The sequence below is a fragment of the Gelidibacter sp. genome (assembly GCF_035515035.1).
GTDB lineage: Bacteria > Bacteroidota > Bacteroidia > Flavobacteriales > Flavobacteriaceae > Gelidibacter.
On record NZ_DATJCA010000155.1, the window covers coordinates 1 to 20,317 of the forward strand.

A 20,317-nucleotide genomic window follows, 5' to 3' on the forward strand; every position below is an offset into this window, starting at 1 on the left:
GGCAGTGCTATTATACTAGCCATACTTTCTTTTGTGATCGGAACAACAGACAATCCGTTGGTGGTAGTTACAGGAAGCTTTTTTATTGGCTTCTTTAAAATGTTTCCAATGATTGAGATGATTTTGCCCGTTATGTTTATTATATCTCCTACGGGAGACAGAGGAAAATTCTACGCAATATTCTATCCTTTGACAATAGGCATCGGGCAATTATCATCTTATTTAATGGCCAATCTGGTGTTTACCAGCAGCTGGCAAGCTCCTTATTTCATTATGTCTGCATTGATGCTTGTTATTGCTGCTTTATCTTTAATATTTCAGCACAACCAGCGTTTCTGTTTCAAAATGCCCTTGTACCAGATTGACTGGTTATTCTTGGGATTGTTAGCCATTTCCGCCATGTGCTTTAACGTAGGTCTTACCTTTATGCGTCAGCAAGGTTGGTTCAGTTCACCTTTTATTATAGGTGCGCTGTTATTAGGTATAGTATTGTTATTGGCGACTATATTAATACAAAAAACACGCAAACGGAAACTGATAAAATTTGATTTAATCCTCAAAAAGGAAAACGTTTCGCATAGCCTTATTTTACTGATGTTTTTGGGTGTTTATCTTGCAAGTACAAGCATTTTTGTTCAATATACTGTAGGTGTTTTAGGTTACAATAACCTGATTAACGCAAAATTGAATTTATGGATGATCCCGGGTATTGTTATCGGAGGAGTTTTTGCTTTTTATAGCTTTAAAAACAAGTGGAACCTGAAATACTATATTGCTTCGGGCTTTATAGCATTCTTTCTGCATAGCCTGATGCTCTATCTGCTTATACAGCCACAGATGAACATCGAATACTTCTACATTCCCATGATCTTAAAAGGTGTGGGAATGGGGATTCTCTTCATAGGCATCTGGTTTTACGCTTCGCTGGATCTGGAAATGAACGATATGTTCGGTATTATCGGTATTCTGCTGATGGTACGGACTTTTTTTGCAACCGCTTTTGGCGGAGTTATCATCGGTTGGGCGACTTATCAGGGACAATGGCAGAGCCTGAACGATATTTCTATGCATCTGGATGCGGGATATTTTGCCAACGGTATGAGTATCTATGGAACAACCCAGATCAATGCGATGCTGGCTTCTTTAAAAATAGTCTTAGGCTCTTTGTGCTGGTTTATTATACCCATACTTGTTTTCGTACTAACCCACCATTACGGACAGTTCAATTACAGAAGACTGATTTTATTCAGAAAAGTAATCAGAGGCAATAGCATTAAGGGTTATAAATTCAGTAATCAATTAACATGAAATCTAAGACTATGGCTACCTTTTTTAAAATCACTAAAGAACTAAAGGAAAAAATCGAAGATCTACGTGAAGAATATTATGAGTTCTTGGAAAATAGAAAAATAGAGCAAGCTCTAATAACCCTGGAACTGACTAGCGAAACACGGTCAGATGTTAGCAGAAAAAAGAAATTTAATCAATCTATTTCGAAATGCACTTGTTTTAACCTTAACCCTAAAGGGATAGAATTTCTTGTTAGAACTGATTAGTTACGAAATTTAATAATGGAAAAATTGATGAGAAATGAAGAGAAAGATGAAAATCCATTTAGATTACTTACATCTAAATGGATTTATAGCAGACACTATTGACAATTTTGCTACACAGGGACATATTATTCAAAACCATAGAAATGAAATTAAGATTTTTGAATACCAAAAAAATAAGTTTGTTGTAAAATCTTTTAAAAAGATTACCATAGCCAATAGGATTATTTATAAATTTCTTAGAAAATCTAAAGCCAGACGCTCGTATGAAAATGCCCTTAGATTATTGGATCTCAAAATAGGTACACCTTTTCCCGCTGCTTATGTGGAAGAGAGCTCTGGATTATTCTTAAAGAACTCTTATTTTATAAGTTGTTTTGTGGAACATGAAACAGCCGATAGATATCTAACAGAGCGTCCTGATGCACCTTTTTTAGAAGCTATGGGAGCGTTTTTGTATAATCTTCATAAAAAAGAAGTATTTCATTTTGATTTACACACATCTAATATATTAACGACAAAGGATCATAAAGGGAACTTTGATTTCTCCTTGGTTGACATTAATCGATTAAAGTTCAAAAAGCCGACTCAACAGAGAAGGGTCAAGAATTTGAATCGACTCTTTCTGCCCTTTGAACAATATTCAATCCTTATCTCAAAATATGCAGAGATGGCTGAGTTTGATGTTTTCTCATTTGCTCACAAACAATTATATCAGAGAAAAAAATATCAGATTTTCAAACGTCTAAAAATCCTGTTTAAAGATTTATATAAAAAATATGTGGCACCTGTAATAAGGAGAAATACGCACAAAGAAGCGATTGACTAAACTTTTACTATGAAAAAATATTTCCTGATCCTTTTTTGTTTAATGTGTTCAATTGCTTTTTCCCAAGAAAGCGAACGTCCCAAAATTGGGCTTACCCTGAGTGGCGGTGGTGCTAAAGGGCTTGCTCACATAGGATTGTTACAGGCTATTGATTCGGCCGGAGTTAAAGTGGATTATGTCACAGGAACGAGTATGGGCGCTATTGTTGGCGGACTTTATGCTGTGGGTTACAGCGGCCAAGAAATAGTAGATATGGCGCGCAAAATAGATTGGGATAAGATACTCACAAATAGATCACCCTATGATTTACTGATACTCCCAAAGAAAAATAACATGGGAAAATATCTTGAAATCCCTTTGATAGATGGGAAATTATCTTTCCGAAAAGGAGCTTTGGAATCCAATGAACTTTGGTTGACGCTCAATGAATTGTTTTTTCCCTACCTGACAACCGCGGATTTTAGTAAATTCCAAAAAGGATTTCGCTGTGTTGCAGCAGACATTGAAAATGGAGATGCCGTAGTTCTTAAAAACGGTAATATCGTTAAAGCTATTCGTGCAAGTATGGCAATTCCAGTCGCCTTTACTCCCGTCGAAATTGATGAAAAAACCCTTATTGACGGCGGTATCGCCATGAATTTTCCAGTGTCAGAAGTCAAGGATATGGGCGCGGATTTTGTTATTGGAAGTTCCGTTTCGGGTATTTTATTGCAAAGAAAGGATATCGATAATCCATTTCAAATGATTTCTCAACTTGCATTCTATAAGGAGAATAAGGATTTTCAGCAACAAGTAAAATCTACAGATATCTTTGTTGATTATCCCATTGAAAAATTCAATGCATCAAGTTTTTCGTCCTCAAATGAAATCATTAGCCTAGGGATCAAGAGAGGAAAAGAAATATATCCTCAGTTGAAGCGGTTCAAGGATTCGCTTGATGCAATTTATGGCAAAGAACCCGTACACAATGAGAAGCGTAAAATGACAAATGAATTGTTTGTTTCAAAAGTTCATGCCAACGGACTCAGTAAAAGAGAAGCCGATTTTTTTATGAATATGATGGATTTTCAAGATAATAAAAGTTATTCTTCGGATGTATTCTCCGATAGGATCAGGGAAGTTTTTGGTTCGGGAAATTTCAGAAAAATAAATTATGAGGCTGTACCAAACAATGAAAGTGACAGTGTAACGGTAACTATTAATTTTGAAAAAGAACCGCAGCATCTTATTAAAACGGGGTTGAACTATAATTCAGAGCGGGGGATTGCCTTGATACTTGGTTATACGGTATTGGGGTATTCTAATCCATTTTCTGAAACCTCTGCCGAAATTGCGATCGGTGAGAATCCACAGTTTAATATACGGAATCTGTATTTCTTTAATAACAAAAGAAACTGGTATCTGGAATCTACTGTAAAAGCAGAATATACCGACATATCCGTATATAATGAGAACCTCAAAAAATCAGGTTTATATAATCATAAACATTTTGCATTTGAGGTAAACGCCAACAATCTTATTACGGGAAATTTTACTATAGGAATAGGTTCTCGCTATGAGTATCTAAAATATTCACCCGAGATTGAAACATTCCCAAGGGCTTATGGGAAAACCAATTTCCTTACCGGATTTGTTGATTTACATTTTAACAACTTAAACAGTCCTTCCTATCCAAACAGCGGTAATATTATTGATTTTGAAGCTGGCGTAAACTTCAATCAACATCCCGATTTTACTTATGATGATGGAAGTTCAGGATCGCCACAACCTTCTCCCTTATTCAGTAAAAAAGCATATTATTCGATACATTATTATTCAGCTCACTATTTGCCTATTCATAAACATTCCCTATTTTTTAAATTACATTCAGGCATGCATTTTGGAAATAAGCAACCTTTTCTCAACGATTTTATTGTTGGAGGCAACGCTTTGGTCATACGGAATCAGATTTTATTTCCGGGTTTTCGTGCCAATTCCATTTTCAGCTCCAGCGTGATTGCTCCACAGGTAGGATTTCATTATTCTGTGACCAAAAAACTTGTTCTAACCGGAGCGTCAAGCTTTTTGAAATACGATTTTATCACATCTAATTTTATCAATGACGAGAATCAGACGGACAGTACAGTTTGGGGTATTGCATTGGCTGCAGGTTATAGATCCTTTATCGGGCCACTAGAAGCTATTTTTATGTATAATGATATAAATAATAATATTTCAGCCAGTTTTAACATAGGTTATTCTTTAAATTTTTAAAAGATAAAGGATTTATTTACAGATTTATATACATGAAATTATTAGTGTATCCGTTTATAATACGAGTATAAAAATCAGCGGCAAACAAAAACATGAGAACGTGAAAGGTATTCGCGGACAAAACAGCAAGTAGCAACGTTGCGTTTCCAGCATAATAATATTTTGCATTTTTATTGGTCGACTACTTGATTTAATCACAAATCAATTTAAATAGTCCTCAAAGGCAAACGTCATTACTTTTAAGGACTTTGTTTTTATATTAGATCTAATAAACACTTCAAATTGACAATAAACTAACTGCCACAACAAGGAATAAAATATTAAAAAGCCGAACCGCCAATATCGTATTTACAATAGTGGGGCTGACGGAACCATATGATCTGATGGACAGCTTGTCTCAATTGGCAGACGTTTCATCGTATGACATTTCTCAAAAGGACGAGGCGCTGTACCGAAAACTGTCGCCCATTAATCTTACCGATAAAAGGTTGATGAATTTGGCAAAAGGACTTGCACCTGCTCATGTACGTGTAAGTGGCACTTGGGCGAATGCTACTTTTTTTCAGGAACCAAATGATACGTTTGAAAACTGCAGAATAAGCAAAATGAATGATGAAATAGATTGGTCTAAAGTTGTAGTCCTCGGTTCATTTTCAAATACTTCACGCATAAATATTATAGAAGAAAATATGAAAGACAGCACCATCCCTTCGGCAAATCCCTTTATTGCCGCTCCCTTTACTGTAGTGCGCAAAGAATATATTACACCGCACTACCTGAGAATTTTCTTAACAGGTGAAAGTGTGACTGAAATCGCGGCTACCACGGTAGGGATTAACAATAAAATAATCATTCCTCCGGCTGGGACATAAAATTTCACAATGCCAAAAATGAATTCTGAAACTCGATCTTGGGAATATCCCCGTACGTATTCAAAACCCATCATACGTACATATACCCACCGCGGAATTGACTTGGAAAAAAAGGAAATCTGGATTGATTTTGTGGTTCACGGCGATGAAGGACCAGCATCTGCTTGGGCCGCAAATTCAAAACCTGGAGATGCCTTAGGTGTGATGATGAAGCGAGGGAAAAAAGAACTTTATTCACCTGCCGAACATTAACACCCCATTCAGTTCATGAATCAATCCAATTTTAATTTTCACCCCAGTATCAATTTCAATTTTTCCATATCCTGGCTTACCTTTTTTTCCACTACTTGTGCATAAATTTGGGTTGTTGTCAATTTCGTATGTCCTAAAAGTTTTGAAACAGTTTCGATGGGCACACCATTACTTAAGGTAACAGTCGTTGCAAAGGTATGTCGTGCCATGTGAAAGGTAAGATTCTTTTTAATACCACAGAGATCTGCTATTTCCTTAAGATAGCTGTTCGATTTTTGATTGGACAGTTTGGGTAAAAGACGATCAGTTTCACTAGTCCTTACGTGCTCACTGTATTTCCCAATCAAATGTCCAGCCTTTGCCAGTAAGGGAATTTTAAACGGAGTGCCAGTTTTTGTTCTCGTTGCCATTATCCAGGGTTTGCCATCTATTCCAATTGCAATATTTTCGTTTGTCAATTCTATTATATCACTATAAGATATACCTGTGTAACAACTGAAAACGAATAAATCTCTTACAACAATCAAACGTTCAATTGAGGAAGTGAGATCTTCAACAGCCTGTAACTCCGTCTTTGTAAGGAAAACCCGTTCTTTCTTCTCAATCTTCATTTTAAAATTGACAAATGGATCCCTGCCGATCCATTCCATGCGGTAGGCAAGCGTGACCATCCTTCGCAAACGCTTAATATGCTTCATTGCTGTATTGTTTCCAATTTTGGTTTGCCCTACCTTTGGAATGTAGGAACGAAGGAAATTTTCAAAACCTATAATAAATCCATAATCCAAATCTGAAAGAGGCACGTCAGGTAGCTTATATTCATCAGAAATATACAATAACATATACTGCTGACTAGTCTTATATTGGCCTCTCGTACTCACTTGGAGTTTATGCTGCATCTTATTGTTATAATAATCAATAAGGTCTCGAAAGGTAAAGTGCTTCTTATCCTCTCCCAAAAATTTAGCCTTAATCATTTGAGAGGTAAACGGCTTATCTGCTGTTTTTAGTTCTTCATAAATCCGATAGATTTTTGATTGCACTTCATTCAAATATAAATTTAAAATACGCGAATCCTTATCTTTCCCTTTTGCTCTTTGAGATTTTTCATCCCATGTAGCAATATTGATTTTCCTTTTAAGACTAATGTTGACACGTTTGCCGTTTGAAGTAATACGCACGTAAATGTTTGCTCGGTCATTTACGGCGCGTTTACCGTATGCCCAGAACAGTACTGAAAATGTTGAAGAAGATCTCATAGTTGTCGTCTTTAATGGTTAAACATTGTATAGACGAAAGTCAAATCAACTATAATAATGGTAGTAAGATACATCATTCTGTCAACATAATTTAAGACAGCCAAAGATGTTGACGATTTGTGACCTTTCAGAATCAAATAGAACCAAATCTTATGATGGGCTTAAAAACATAAAACCCTGTAAATCATAAGATTTACAGGGTTTTGAAGCTTTTTGATTTCCTCTTCTGCGGTCTGGACGGGACTCGAACCCGCGACCTCCGCCGTGACAGGGCGGCATTCTAACCAACTGAACTACCAGACCGTTGCGTTAATGCGAGTGCAAATATACACTGCATTTTCAATATCGCAAACAATTTAGGTCATTTTTTACAAAATTAATGCTTACTTAAATTTTCCGCGCTCTACCATGTATGTTGTCAGGATTTTATCAAAATCTTTTGTAATGTCCGCCTCCACATATTTAATTTGATATTGGCCACACTTAAGACGTAATTCATCAAAATAGGAACCTACAGCTTCTTCATACGCCTCTTTAATTGTTTCCGGATACAAATTGATGTGCTCGCCTGTTTCAACATCTATAAAGCGTTTTGGCGTATTCTCAAAATCAAAAGTCAATTCCTTGTCTTTATCAAACACATGAAATAAGACCACTTCGTGTTTTTTATGTTTTAAGTGCCGTAAGGCTTCAAACAATTTCTCTTGATCTGTAGTGGTCTGGAACATATCCGTAAAAAAGAAAATCAAAGATCTCCGATGGATTTTTTCCGCAATTTGATGGAGATAGGTATAGGTTTCAGTCTGCTTGTTTACAGGTTTTGAAACCACCGTTTTGCTCAACTCACTCAATAACATTTGATGGTGCCGTTCACTGCCTTTTTCGGGTGCGTAATAATCGTAAGCATCGCTGTAAATACTCATGCCTACCGCATCCCGCTGTTTTTTAAGAATATGCATTAAACTGGCAGAAGCCAATGCTGAAAACGCGATTTTATTCAGATTGTTGATCGAGAACTCGGTCATTTCCGGATAATGCATGGAGCTACTGTTATCAATAATCAAATGGCAACGTAAATTGGTTTCCTCATCATAGCGCTTGGTAAACAGTTTATCTGTTTTGGCATATAATTTCCAATCGATATGTTTTGTGCTCTCGCCTTGATTATAAATCTTATGCTCGGCAAACTCTGCCGAAAACCCATGAAACGGACTCTTGTGCATCCCGGCAATAAAACCTTCAACCACCTGTTTGGCGAGAAGTTCAAGGTTTTTAAAACCTCCTGTTTTATTGAGTTCTGCTTGTAAATTCATCAATTTAGATATTAGACCGCTTCGCTTTTAGAATCAAGAATCAAGATTGGTCTTTTCTTTAATTAAATTCAATTAAAAAAGAGACATTAATCTTGATTCTTGATACCTAGTACTTAATACTTGCTACTAAATACTTATTTCATAATTTCATCCACAATCCCATAAGCCACAGATTCCTCTGCCCCCATCCAATGGTCGCGGTTAAAATCTTTCATCACCTTTTCAATAGTCTGACCACAATTTTCAGCCAGCAACCTAGCACTCAACTCCTTAGTTTTCAAAATTTCCATTGCGGTAATTTCAATATCACTTGCAGGTCCGCGCGCACCACCGCTTGGTTGGTGGATCATCACACGTGCGTGGGGCTGGATAAAACGTTTCCCTTTTTCTCCTGCCGATAATAGTATAGATCCCATAGAAGCGGCGAATCCTGTACAAATTGTAGACACCTCACTTTTCAAAGATTTCATGCAATCATAGATTGCAAATCCAGAAGTTACATAACCTCCAGGACTATTGATATATAACTGGATATCCTTGGTTTCCAAAGCGTCTAAATACATCAAGCGATCAATAACATGTTTTGCCGATTTATCGTCCACCTGTCCCCAAAGGAATATTTTACGCTCTTCGATGAATTTGCGATCAATCGCATCTTGAATTTTTATTTTATCACTCATTTCTTAAATTTTTATCTAAAATAAAAAAAGGTTCACCATTAAAGCAAACCTTTCATCAATTTAACTGATTATTGTGTTTTATTCATGTCAGATCGCAAATCCTACCATCACTTTTGAATTTTAAATTTCAGTTTAACAGCAGTTGCGAATCTTCTATGCATCGATTACAAAAGTGCGTCGATAGCGTCAGTGTACGCGTTTTTTGGAGCCACACCAACCTGTCTTCCAACAACTTCTCCGTTTTGGAACACTAATACCGTTGGAATGTTACGTACACCATATTTAGCAGCAAACTCCTGATTTGCATCAACGTCCACTTTACCAACTATAGCTTTACCTTCGTACTCTTCACTAATTTGATCAATGATTGGCCCAACCATTCTACATGGTCCACACCAAGCGGCCCAAAAATCTACTACTACCGGCTTATCACTTTTCAAAACCGTTTCTTCAAAGTTTGCATCTGTTATTTCTAATGCCATATTTTCTATGCTTTAATTGTTCTATTTAACTTAAAGAAACAAAATTAGTCAAAATTTTCGCCAATCCTTATACGCTTAACATTTGTTTTGCTTATAGCTGGATTTGCGATGGTTATGACGATTTCCGGGACGCATCCACTGCATTTTGCGTTGCAATCCGATGCCTGAATTTGGAAAATTATAACCAACTAATCCTAAGCATCCAATAATTTTTGACTTAACCATTATGCTGTTATCAATGCCGATTTTATATCAAGACGCATTTTAATATTAATAGGTTAACTTCATTGAAACTAAAGGTTTCCCTCCTGCGCAGGAATTAATACCACTCGACTTTTGGTCGTGAGATCGCGGCCTTCGCACGCATTGGTTAATTTAGTTTGTAAAACACATCCTGATTGTTCAGTTCATCAAGTAATTCTTGCGAAATTCTCACTTTTTGCTTTCTACTGGGCATGTGCAACTTCATTTTTTCTTCGGTATCATATACTAAGAAATTCAGCGCGTGATTACCTTCATGCATTCTTAAAATATCTTCTAGCGCCTTTATTTTGCTCTCTTTCAGATCATTTATCTCCAACTGAATGGATAATTTTTTGGCATAAGTATCCATCACATCATGCAACAATTGAAAGCTGGAAAATTGTAACCTTGGCTCACTTTTCTTACCCGTTTCTTTGTTGATCCAGCCTTCCTTGACATACACCCTGACGTAAACAAATGAACTTCTTACCAAAAAGTGCCTAAACCTTAGATATTCTTCTCCAAAAATCCGGAATTCAAAACTGTCGGTATAATCTTCAATGGTAAACATGGCCCAACCTTTACCTTGTTTGCTCACACGGTGCTCAACATCGGTTACGACCCCACCAAAAGTCATTTCACGGTTAACAAAAGGTTCAAGATTTGTAAAGTGTGCTAAAGTAGAATTGCAAAAGGTTTTCATTTCTACCTTAAAATCGTCAAGCGGATGTCCGGAAATATAAATCCCAACAACTTCTCGCTCTTGCGCCAATTTTTCCATAGTCCCCCATTCTTCACACGGCGGCACTAAAGGCTCTGCAATTTGGACATCACTGGCATCTCCAAACAAACTCACTTGGGCTGAGTTTTCATTCTCCTGATGCTTACTGCCATACTTTATAGCCTTTTCCAAGAAGGTGATCCCGTCACCATCATCCTGAAAATACTGCGCCCTATGGGTATTGGTAAAACAATCAAATCCGCCAGCCAATGCGAGATTTTCAAATGCTTTTTTGTTGGCGGCTCTTAGATCCACCCGTTTTGCAAAATCAAAAATAGATTTATATTGGCCATCTTTTCTTCGATTTTCTACAATGGTCATTACCGCACCCCGTCCAACGCCCTTAATGGCACCCATTCCAAAGCGAACCGCATAATCTTTATTTACAGAGAATTTATAAAAAGATTCATTGACATCTGGTCCAAGCACATTTAATTTCATGCGCTTGCATTCTTCCATAAAAAAGGTCACCTGTTTGATGTCATTCATATTATTACTCAATACCGCAGCCATATATTCTGCCGGGTAATGGGCTTTTAAATAGGCGGTTTGATAGGCAATCCATGCGTAACAGGTGGAATGCGATTTGTTAAACGCATAACTTGCAAACGCCTCCCAGTCCTTCCAAATTTTTTCCAGTTTTTTGGCGTCATGACCTTTTGCTTCTGCTTGGGCAATAAATTTTGGTTTCATTTTGTCCAAAACCGAAATCTGCTTTTTACCCATCGCCTTACGCAAAACGTCGGCTTCACCTTTTGTGAAATCGGCTAGTTTTTGGGACAGCAACATCACCTGCTCTTGATAAACGGTAATCCCGTAGGTTTCCTTTAAATATTCTTCCATCGCAGGAAGATCATAGTCTATCTCTTCTTCGCCGTGTTTTCGTCGCGTAAAACTTGGAATGTATTCCATTGGCCCTGGTCTGTACAAGGCATTCATAGCAATCAAATCCTCAAAAACGGTCGGTTTTAATTCCTTGAGATGTTTTTGCATCCCAGGCGATTCATACTGAAACACCCCGACGGTTTCACCCTTTTGGAACAGCTCGTAAGTCAATTCATCATCTAAAGGAAAACTATCAGGATCTAGCAGAATATCGTGTTTTGCTTTCACAATTTTCACCGTATCCTTAATTAAGGTCAAGGTTTTTAATCCCAAGAAATCCATTTTCAGCAATCCTGCATCCTCAACCACCGAGTTGTCAAACTGGGTCACATACAAATCAGAATCCTTAGCGGTGGCCACTGGGACAAATTTTGTAATATCATCAGGTGTAATGATCACTCCACATGCGTGGATTCCCGTATTCCTTACCGATCCTTCAAGAATTCGTGCCAAATTTAAAGTTTCAGCCTCCAAGCCTGAACCTTCGGCGATATTAAGCAGCTCATTGACCTTTTCTAAATCGTCAGATCGGAATGCTTTACTGAGTTGTTTCTCATCATATCCAAATATTTTACTCAATTTGGACATGGTAGGGATAAGTTTTGAAATCCTGTCCGCATCAAAAAGCGGCAGATCCAAAACCCTTGCAGTATCTCTAATGGAGGATTTTGCCGCCATCGTACCATATGTAATAATTTGCGCCACCTGATTGCTGCCATATTTTTCAATGACATAATCCATCACCTTGCTCCGGCCTTCATCATCAAAATCAATATCAATATCCGGCATACTTACACGATCCGGATTCAAGAAACGCTCAAAAAGCAAGTTGTATTTTAACGGATCGATATTGGTAATCTTTAAACAATATGCCACCACTGATCCGGCCGCAGATCCACGACCTGGACCGACGGAAACATCCATATTTCGGGCTTCTCGTATAAAGTCCTCAACAATCAAGAAATATCCAGGATATCCCGTATTTTCAATGACGCTCAACTCAAAATCAATGCGCTCTTTGATTTCATCTGTAAGTTCTGGATACCGTTTTTTGGCACCTTCATAAGTTATATAACGTAAATAAGCATTTTCACCTCGTTTGCCTTTGTCAATAAGATCCTGCTCATGTTTGAATTCTTCAGGAATATTAAATGCTGGCAAAAGCACATCTCTTGCCAATTCAAAAGCTTCCACTTTATCAACCACTTCCTGAATATTGGAAATGGCTTCCGGAATGTCCTTAAAGAGTTTTTTCATCTCCTCTGAAGACTTAAAATAATATTCTTGGTTAGGCATCCCAAATCGATAACCCCTGCCACGCCCAATTGGTGTTGACTGCTTTTCACCATCTTTTACGCACAGCAAAATATCGTGCGCGTTGGCATCTTCCTTTTTGCAATAATAGGTGTTATTAGTTGCGACCAACTTGATGTTATGCTTTCTGGCAAACTCTATCAAAACAGGATTTACTCGATTTTCATCTTCCTGATTGTGTCGCATCAGTTCAATATAAAGATCGTCGCCAAATTCCTCTTTCCACCATAGCAAGGCTTCCTCTGCTTGGTTTTCACCAATATTCAAGATCTTACTTGGAACTTCTCCATAGAGATTCCCCGTGAGCACAATTAAATCTTCCTTGTACTGTTGGATCAACTTCTTGTCAATCCGAGGGAGATAATAAAATCCATCCACAAAGGCGTGTGATGATAATTTGGACAGATTATGGTAGCCGTTCTTGTTTTTGGCCAAAATGACAATCTGATACCCATTATCTTTTCGCGACTTATCTTTATGGTCTTCACATACAAAAAACTCACACCCAAGAATAGGCTTTATTGTTTTTTCTTTAGGCGTTTCTCCACGCTCTTCTGCCGCTTTGTTTTTCGCTTCAACGTTTCGGTTATGATTACCAACGGCCCTTATAAAGTGAAAGGCACCCATCATATTGGCATGATCTGTAAGCGCCACCGCTGGCATGTTTTGGTCTGCTGCTGCTGCCACCAACTGAGGGATGCTGATAGTAGATTGTAATACTGAAAATTGGGAGTGGTTGTGTAAATGCACAAACTCAACCTCTTTAAGTTCTTCTATATTTTGGGCAATCTCCTTTTTTGTAGGCTCGTCAGATTCTTGGAGAGCTTCAATCTGCTTTTTAATTTTTGCACTTTCAGCCTTTAGGTTGATATGCTTTAAACCGATAAGCTGTATCGTAGCGGGATTTGCCTCCTTAAAGTTTTCGAAATAATCTGACGGCACATCCAACTGTTCTTGGGTGTATTCTTCACGTCTTATCAACTCCAAAAAACAACGTGTGGTTGCTTCAACGTCAGCGGTAGCATTATGCGCTTCCGCGAAAGGCGCATTAAAAAGAAACTCGTGCAACTCCGTTAAAGTCGGTAATTTGAATCTGCCATAGCGTCCTCCAGGAAGTTGACATAAAGTTGCGGTATGCTCGGTACAGGTATCCAAAACAGGAAGTTCCTGCAAGTTATTTACAACACATTCACGATGGAACTCAGCCCCCATAATATTTAAGTCGAAACCAACATTTTGACCCACCACAAACTTTGCTTTCCCCAAGGCTGCATTGAACTTTTCCAATACTTCAGCCAATGGAATCCCTTGTTGTTGGGCCAATTCTGTCGAAATACCATGGATTTTTTCAGCATCATACGGAATATTAAATCCGTCAGGTTGAACCAAATAATCCTCATGCTCAATACAGTTGCCCATGCCGTCATGCAATTGCCATGCAATTTGGATGCATCTCGGCCAGTTGTCAGTATCACTGATGGGTGCATCCCAGCGTTTTGGTAATCCTGTGGTTTCGGTATCGAATATTAAATACATGTATTGTAGAGTTGTTTGTCGTGACGTCGTTTTTAAATACGAATTCACGAATATTTGAGCTTAAAATGTTGAAATTGCTGGGTTTTTTCTTTGAAATATAAGTTTTTAAAATTACATATAAATAACGTTTTTTTAAAGGGAAAGTCATGAAAAATTACCAAAGAAAAAGCAAACCATAAGGAGTGCCGTTAAAAACTATAGATAAATTTCATTTGTCTCACGGCATTTTGGAAATTAAGTACGTTATGCACTAATATCCCTACCACAACGAATAGAGAACAAAACAATTATGGTCCGGTCAAATTTATAAGAATAGAAAAACAATGGCTTTTTGGACATATTTGTTACTGTTTGTAGCTTAAAACCGCATAAGCATTTGACTTCAATTTATTTAGTACAAATAATTTGACAATAAAAAAATATTTATGGTATCTTTGCAGCCTTATTAATAATAGAGGTCGCGAACCTCACTAATTAATTATTTATGTCAGTTAAAATCAGATTACAAAGACGTGGAAAAAAAGGGAAACCTTATTTCTGGATTGTTGCAGCTGATGCACGATCAAAAAGGGATGGTAAATACTTAGAGAAAATCGGTGCTTACAATCCAACAACCAATCCAGCAACTATTGAATTAGATGTTGACTTGGCTGTAAGTTGGCTTCAAAGTGGCGCACAACCTACTGATACGGCAAGAGGAATTTTGTCTTACAAAGGTGCCATGTTGAAAAATCATCTTGCAGGTGGTGTTAGAAAAGGTGCTTTAACCGAAGAGCAAGCAGAAGAGAAATTTGCTGCTTGGTTAGAAGAAAAAGCAAGTAAAGTTGACGCCAAGAAAGAAGGTTTAGCAAAAGCTGGTGCTGATGCTAAAGCAAAAGCTCTTGAAGCGGAAAAAGAAACAAATGCGAAGCGTGAAGCTGAAGCTGCACAGGCAATTGCCGATGCAGAGGCTGCTGAAGCTGCTGCAAATGCGCCTGCCGAAGTGGAAGCAACTACTGAAGATGCTCCTGCCGAAGATGCTGAAACAAAAACAGAAGAATAAAGAATTTATTTTTTATACTTTTAAACTCCGATATGACCTATCGGAGTTTTTTTGTGAAATAGGATTCTTTTAAAAAAAAGAATGCGTTATTGAACAAATCTAGCCTTTTGACTGGATCTCATAAATAATTTTACACATTCCCGTGCAAAAGGGAATCTTAGGTTAAATGTAAAACTTTACCTTTGGCGAGATCTTATATACACATATAATTCACTGCTCTGCAGGATCACATTATATTCATTAAATTGTAGATTAAATAAAAAAAGACCGATGTTAAAAAAAGACTGCTTCTTCGTTGGAAAAATTGTAAAGAAATACAGTTTTAAAGGTGAATTGTTGATAAAATTAGACACTGATGAACCTGAAATGTTTGAAGACATGGACTCTGTTTTCATAGATTTACGCAATAATTTAGTACCGTTTTTTATTGAATCGTCTCAATTACATAAGTCAGAATTGTTGCGCATAAAATTTGAAGATGTTGACACCGAGCAGGATGCGGACGCTTTACTGAAGTCTGATTTATACCTGCCTTTAGAATTTCTTCCCAAACTTGATGACGATAAATTCTATTTTCATGAGATCATCGGTTTTACGGTGGAAGATGTCAACTTTGGAATGGTTGGAATTGTAAAATCAATTAATGACTCTACAGCCCAAGCACTTTTTGAAATAGATCGTGATGGGATCGAAATCCTGATTCCGATGAATGATGCGTTTATCAAAAAAGTAGACAAAAAGAAGAAATTGATTATTGTTGACACTCCGGAAGGGCTGATTGAATTGTACCTACAATAAATCCCAAATACTAAAGCACCAAATTCCAACAGAATAAGCTCCAAATCCCAAAAGAATAAAATGTATTAAATTCCAAAATTTTGAAAGTTATGGAGAAGAATAAAATTTATGATTTGGAGGAAAGGACTTATTTATTTGCGAGAAACTGCAGACTAAGAATCTTTAAGTTACTCAAAACCCTTTCGACCATTGATAAAGGCAAAACATTTGTCCGTTCGTCAGGTTCAATAGCGGGAAACTATATTGGATGAGAAGCTTGGTGATAAAATTTTTAAACTCATACTTAAGATCGCAAGAAAAGGAGCCAAAGAATCAGTACTATGGCTAAAATTTTTAAGAGATTTAAATGAACGGTTTGAATTGGGGTTAACTCCTCTTATAAATGAGGCGGAAGAATAAGGAAAATTTCATCTGCAATCCTAATCAAAACCTAATGTATTGTTTTTACTTTAGAATTTGAACTTTAAAAAACCTGGCACTTTATATGAACCCTTTTGAATTTAAACAATTTACAATAAATCAAGACCGTTGCGCCATGAAAATTGGTACGGATTCGGTATTACTAGGTGCATGGACTTCGTTAGATTCAAATCCATATTCTATTTTAGATATTGGCGCGGGCACAGGTATCCTAGCCTTAATGATGGCACAACGTAGTAACGCCGAACTTATTGATGCCATTGAAATTGACGATGCAGCCTATGAACAATGTGTTGAGAATTTTGAAAGTTCACCTTGGGGAGATCGGCTTTTTTGCTACCATGCAGCTTTAGAGGAATTTGTTGAAGAGGTTTCTGATGATGAAGTAGAAACCGATGAGAAGTATGACCTGATTATTTCAAATCCGCCCTTCTATTTAAACACTTACAAAAGCGACAATGAACAACGTGATTTGGCCCGTTTTATGGATGCCATGCCATTTAGACAACTCATTGAAAGTGCATCAAAACTACTATCTCCACAAGGAACATTTGCTGTGGTCATTCCTTTTTCGGAAGAAAAAGAGTTTATCGTATTAGCTTCCAAAGAACATCTTTTTCCCAACCGAATTTTAAGAGTTAAAGGCTCACTGCAATCAGAAATCAAGCGAAGCCTACTTCAATTCTCTTTCCAGGAGACTAAAGTAAACCCAAAGGAACTGATCATCGAAACTTCACGCCATCAGTATACTGACGATTATATTTCGCTTACCAAAGATTTCTATCTCAAAATGTAGTTTAAAATTGTTCCCTGATAACGTTTTCGTTACTTTTGTATTTCAATAATTTAAATCCAAAAGAATGAAGCCAGATTTGTTTCAAGCCCCTGATTATTACAATATTGATGAGTTATTAAATGACGAACATCGTTTGGTACGTGATGCCGCAAGAGAATGGGTAAAACGTGAAGTTTCCCCTATTATTGAAGATTATGCCCAAAGAGCGGAATTTCCTAAACAAATCATCAACGGTCTTGCCGAAATTGGTGCTTTTGGACCTTATATTCCTGCGGAATATGGTGGTGCTGGCCTCGATCAGATTTCTTATGGCTTGATCATGCAAGAAATTGAGCGCGGCGATTCAGGCGTGAGAAGCACAGCTTCTGTACAATCTTCATTAGTGATGTATCCCATCTGGAAATACGGAAACGAAGAACAACGTAAAAAATATCTTCCAAAACTCGCCAGTGGCGAATGGATGGGAAGTTTCGGACTTACGGAACCTGATCATGGGAGCGATCCTGCGGCCATGACCACAAACTTCAAGGACAAGGGTGATCATTATCTATTAAATGGTGCCAAAATGTGGATTTCAAATGCACCTTTTTGTCAATTAGCCATTGTTTGGGCGAAAAATGAAGAAGGCCGCATCCATGGATTGATTGTAGAACGTGGAATGGAAGGATTCTCAACCCCTGAAACCCACAATAAATGGTCCTTGAGAGCTTCGGCTACCGGAGAACTGATATTTGATAACGTTAAAGTTCCCAAAGAAAACCTCTTACCTAATAAATCCGGGTTAGGTGCGCCACTAGGCTGCTTGGATTCTGCTCGTTACGGCATTGCTTGGGGCGCTATTGGTGCGGCCATGGATTGTTATGACACCGCCTTACGTTATAGTAAAGAGCGTATGCAGTTTGGAAAACCTATTGGACAGTTCCAATTGCAACAAAAGAAATTGGCCGAAATGATAACCGAAATCACCAAAGCGCAACTATTGGCCTGGAGACTTGGCGTCATGAGAGAAAATGGAACCGCAACTTCAGCACAAATATCCATGGCAAAACGCAATAATGTCCATATGGCTATTACAATTGCTCGTGAAGCACGTCAAATACTAGGAGGTATGGGAATTACTGGCGAATACAGCATCATGCGCCACTCTATGAATCTTGAAAGTGTCATTACTTACGAAGGCACACACGATATCCACTTGTTGATTACAGGATTGGACATTACAGGCTTGAACGCCTTTAAATAGAAGTTCCTGCGCAGGCGGGAAACTTCAGGTTCAACATAGTTAACCTTGAGATGGGTTGATCTTCTTATCCATCGATTTACAAAACAAAAAATGCTTCTTTTAACGGAAGCATTTTTTTTGTGTTTATAAGTAAAGAATAAAGACGGTTTTAATGATTGTGAGCACTAACAGATTTTAGAAACCTGTGAGGTCTCCCGGTAATTAAGACTCAGGAGCCAATTCCACTTCCAAGCCTTCTAATTCAACGGTAATAGGAATTTGGCAACTTAATCGAGAGTTATCTTTCACATAAAAAGCTTCTGATAGCATGGCCTCTTCCTCATCTTGCATTTCTGGAAGCTGAGTGCCATTTACCACATAACACTGACAAGATGCACACATGGCCATTCCTCCACAGGTCCCTATTGTTCCTTCTGGAGCAAGCTCATAGCTCCTAACCACTTCCATTAAATTCATGGCCATATCCGTAGGCGCCATGACCTCATGAGTAATACCTTCTCTGTCTGTTATTTTGATTTTTACGTCCTGTTCCATGAAATAATCTTTAATTCTAAGTTCTGTAATAAACCTACAAAGTTTTAGAATCCTTGTAGGATGTTTTGGAATTCTTGTAGAAATATTCTGTTCATTCAAAAGAAGCTACGGCCTACTATATTTCGTCATCTGCCCATCACCAATTTAGTCAATCGCTTTCACCACTTGTTTTGGTGCTTCCTTACGTGTGCCATCAAAACCATCCACACCACTCACCGTGGTATATTTTAAAACATAGCGTTTTCCAGGATTGATAATTTGATACGCAGCTTGGCACATTAAAGTTGCTTCGTGGAAGCCACACAGGATAAGTTTCAGTTTACCAGGATAGGTATTCACATCACCTATGGCAAAAATACCTGGGATGTTGGTTTGGTAGTCTAAGGCATTGTTGACCACTATCGCATTTTTCTCGATTTCCAGTCCCCATTTGGCAATTGGTCCTAGTTTAGGGGACAATCCAAACAATGGAATAAAATGATCACACTCAATCTCAAATTCTTTTTCGATATTTTGAGCCTGCGAAACCACGACGGCCTCCACTTTATGATCTCCAACAATATTGATAACCTCAGCTGGGGTCACCAAATTTATTTTTCCGGCATCCTTTAATTCTTGAACTTTGTCCACAGAATCCAAAGCACCCCTAAACTCATTTCGTCTATGGATCAAAGTAACTTCTGAAGCGATATCAGATAGATAAATACTCCAATCCAAAGCAGAGTCTCCTCCACCTGAAATGACCACACGTTTATTTCTATAAATTTCCGGATCTTTTATAAAGTATTCCACACCTTTATCTTCGAAATAGCCGATATTAGCAATCAAAGGTTTACGTGGTTCAAAACTACCTAAACCTCCAGCAATGGCAACCACTGGTGCCTGATGTTTCGTGCCTTTATTAGTGGTGACAATAAAACTACCGTCATCTTGTTTTTCAATGGTCTCTGCGCGTTCACCCAAAGTAAACCCAGGTTCAAACTGTTTACACTGCTCCAGAAGATTTTTGGTTAAATCACCCGCTAAAATCTCAGGAAAACCAGGAATATCATAGATAGGTTTTTTTGGATAAAGCTCTGTACATTGACCGCCAGGCTGTGGCAAGGCATCAATTAAGTGGCATTTCATTTTTAATAATCCGGCTTCGAACACAGCAAAAAGTCCTGTTGGTCCTGCGCCAATGATAAGTATATCTGTTTTAATCATATAATGGCCACGATCCTGTCTTACAA

16 protein-coding genes and 1 tRNA gene are annotated in these 20,317 nt (G+C 37.8%); 9 read left to right on the forward strand and 8 right to left on the reverse strand.

Features of this window, described 5'->3' with window-relative positions; translation table 11 throughout:
* From VLZ86_RS12720 to VLZ86_RS12740, 5 genes are all read left to right on the forward strand, one after another.
* Nucleotides 1-1,308: hypothetical protein (locus tag VLZ86_RS12720; protein ID WP_325451913.1), on the forward strand; the 1,308-nt coding region annotated here is incomplete at its 5' end.
* A 294-nt stretch (nucleotides 1,309-1,602) separates the two neighbouring features.
* Nucleotides 1,603-2,382 carry a lipopolysaccharide kinase InaA family protein gene (locus tag VLZ86_RS12725; protein ID WP_325451917.1) on the forward strand — a complete coding sequence of 260 codons (780 nt, stop codon included), beginning with the start codon at nucleotides 1,603-1,605 and terminating at the stop codon, nucleotides 2,380-2,382.
* A gap of 9 nt (nucleotides 2,383-2,391) precedes the next feature.
* Nucleotides 2,392-4,635 carry a patatin-like phospholipase family protein gene (locus VLZ86_RS12730; protein ID WP_325451919.1) on the forward strand — a complete coding sequence of 748 codons (2,244 nt, stop codon included), beginning with the start codon at nucleotides 2,392-2,394 and terminating at the stop codon, nucleotides 4,633-4,635.
* A 356-nt stretch (nucleotides 4,636-4,991) separates the two neighbouring features.
* Nucleotides 4,992-5,507 carry a hypothetical protein gene (locus VLZ86_RS12735; protein WP_325451921.1) on the forward strand — a complete coding sequence of 172 codons (516 nt, stop codon included), beginning with the start codon at nucleotides 4,992-4,994 and terminating at the stop codon, nucleotides 5,505-5,507.
* Nucleotides 5,508-5,525: 18 nt separating this feature from the next.
* Nucleotides 5,526-5,759, forward strand: a complete 234-nt coding sequence (locus VLZ86_RS12740; protein ID WP_246925252.1) for a siderophore-interacting protein — start codon at nucleotides 5,526-5,528, stop codon at nucleotides 5,757-5,759.
* A gap of 38 nt (nucleotides 5,760-5,797) precedes the next feature.
* Here VLZ86_RS12740 and VLZ86_RS12745 read toward each other — a convergent pair whose 3' ends face one another.
* The 6 genes from VLZ86_RS12745 to dnaE all read right to left on the reverse strand — a co-directional run bounded on the left by VLZ86_RS12745 (nucleotide 5,798) and on the right by dnaE (nucleotide 14,252).
* Nucleotides 5,798-7,018, reverse strand: coding sequence for a site-specific integrase (locus tag VLZ86_RS12745; RefSeq protein ID WP_325451924.1), 1,221 nt, complete (start codon nucleotides 7,016-7,018; stop codon nucleotides 5,798-5,800).
* A 229-nt stretch (nucleotides 7,019-7,247) separates the two neighbouring features.
* Nucleotides 7,248-7,321 (reverse strand) — tRNA-Asp (locus tag VLZ86_RS12750).
* Between the two features lie 80 nt (nucleotides 7,322-7,401).
* On the reverse strand, nucleotides 7,402-8,331 hold the full coding sequence (locus tag VLZ86_RS12755) for a DUF58 domain-containing protein (RefSeq protein ID WP_325451926.1): 930 nt from the start codon (nucleotides 8,329-8,331) through the stop codon (nucleotides 7,402-7,404).
* A 134-nt stretch (nucleotides 8,332-8,465) separates the two neighbouring features.
* Nucleotides 8,466-9,011, reverse strand: coding sequence for an ATP-dependent Clp protease proteolytic subunit (locus VLZ86_RS12760; RefSeq protein WP_325451928.1), 546 nt, complete (start codon nucleotides 9,009-9,011; stop codon nucleotides 8,466-8,468).
* A gap of 164 nt (nucleotides 9,012-9,175) precedes the next feature.
* Nucleotides 9,176-9,493 carry a thioredoxin gene (trxA, locus tag VLZ86_RS12765; protein ID WP_325451930.1) on the reverse strand — a complete coding sequence of 106 codons (318 nt, stop codon included), beginning with the start codon at nucleotides 9,491-9,493 and terminating at the stop codon, nucleotides 9,176-9,178.
* Between the two features lie 370 nt (nucleotides 9,494-9,863).
* Nucleotides 9,864-14,252 carry a DNA polymerase III subunit alpha gene (dnaE, locus tag VLZ86_RS12770; protein WP_325451932.1) on the reverse strand — a complete coding sequence of 1,463 codons (4,389 nt, stop codon included), beginning with the start codon at nucleotides 14,250-14,252 and terminating at the stop codon, nucleotides 9,864-9,866.
* A gap of 484 nt (nucleotides 14,253-14,736) precedes the next feature.
* Between dnaE and VLZ86_RS12775 the strand changes: the two genes are divergently transcribed.
* The 4 genes from VLZ86_RS12775 (at nucleotide 14,737) to VLZ86_RS12790 (ending at nucleotide 18,551) form a co-directional block, all read left to right on the forward strand.
* Nucleotides 14,737-15,294 carry a 30S ribosomal protein S16 gene (locus VLZ86_RS12775; protein ID WP_325451934.1) on the forward strand — a complete coding sequence of 186 codons (558 nt, stop codon included), beginning with the start codon at nucleotides 14,737-14,739 and terminating at the stop codon, nucleotides 15,292-15,294.
* A 270-nt stretch (nucleotides 15,295-15,564) separates the two neighbouring features.
* The gene (gene rimM, locus VLZ86_RS12780; protein ID WP_325451936.1) at nucleotides 15,565-16,092 is read left to right on the forward strand and encodes a ribosome maturation factor RimM; all 528 of its coding nucleotides are present in this window, start codon (nucleotides 15,565-15,567) and stop codon (nucleotides 16,090-16,092) included.
* A 484-nt stretch (nucleotides 16,093-16,576) separates the two neighbouring features.
* Nucleotides 16,577-17,308, forward strand: coding sequence for a tRNA1(Val) (adenine(37)-N6)-methyltransferase (locus VLZ86_RS12785; RefSeq protein WP_325451938.1), 732 nt, complete (start codon nucleotides 16,577-16,579; stop codon nucleotides 17,306-17,308).
* Nucleotides 17,309-17,372: 64 nt separating this feature from the next.
* A complete protein-coding gene (locus tag VLZ86_RS12790; protein WP_325451940.1) occupies nucleotides 17,373-18,551 on the forward strand; it encodes an acyl-CoA dehydrogenase family protein in 1,179 nt (392 codons plus the stop codon).
* A 201-nt stretch (nucleotides 18,552-18,752) separates the two neighbouring features.
* Here VLZ86_RS12790 and VLZ86_RS12795 read toward each other — a convergent pair whose 3' ends face one another.
* Both VLZ86_RS12795 and VLZ86_RS12800 read right to left on the reverse strand, forming a co-directional pair.
* Nucleotides 18,753-19,085, reverse strand: coding sequence for a 2Fe-2S iron-sulfur cluster-binding protein (locus VLZ86_RS12795; RefSeq protein ID WP_325451942.1), 333 nt, complete (start codon nucleotides 19,083-19,085; stop codon nucleotides 18,753-18,755).
* A gap of 144 nt (nucleotides 19,086-19,229) precedes the next feature.
* Nucleotides 19,230-20,291, reverse strand: coding sequence for an NAD(P)/FAD-dependent oxidoreductase (locus tag VLZ86_RS12800; RefSeq protein ID WP_325451944.1), 1,062 nt, complete (start codon nucleotides 20,289-20,291; stop codon nucleotides 19,230-19,232).
* Nucleotides 20,292-20,317 lie beyond the last annotated feature (26 nt).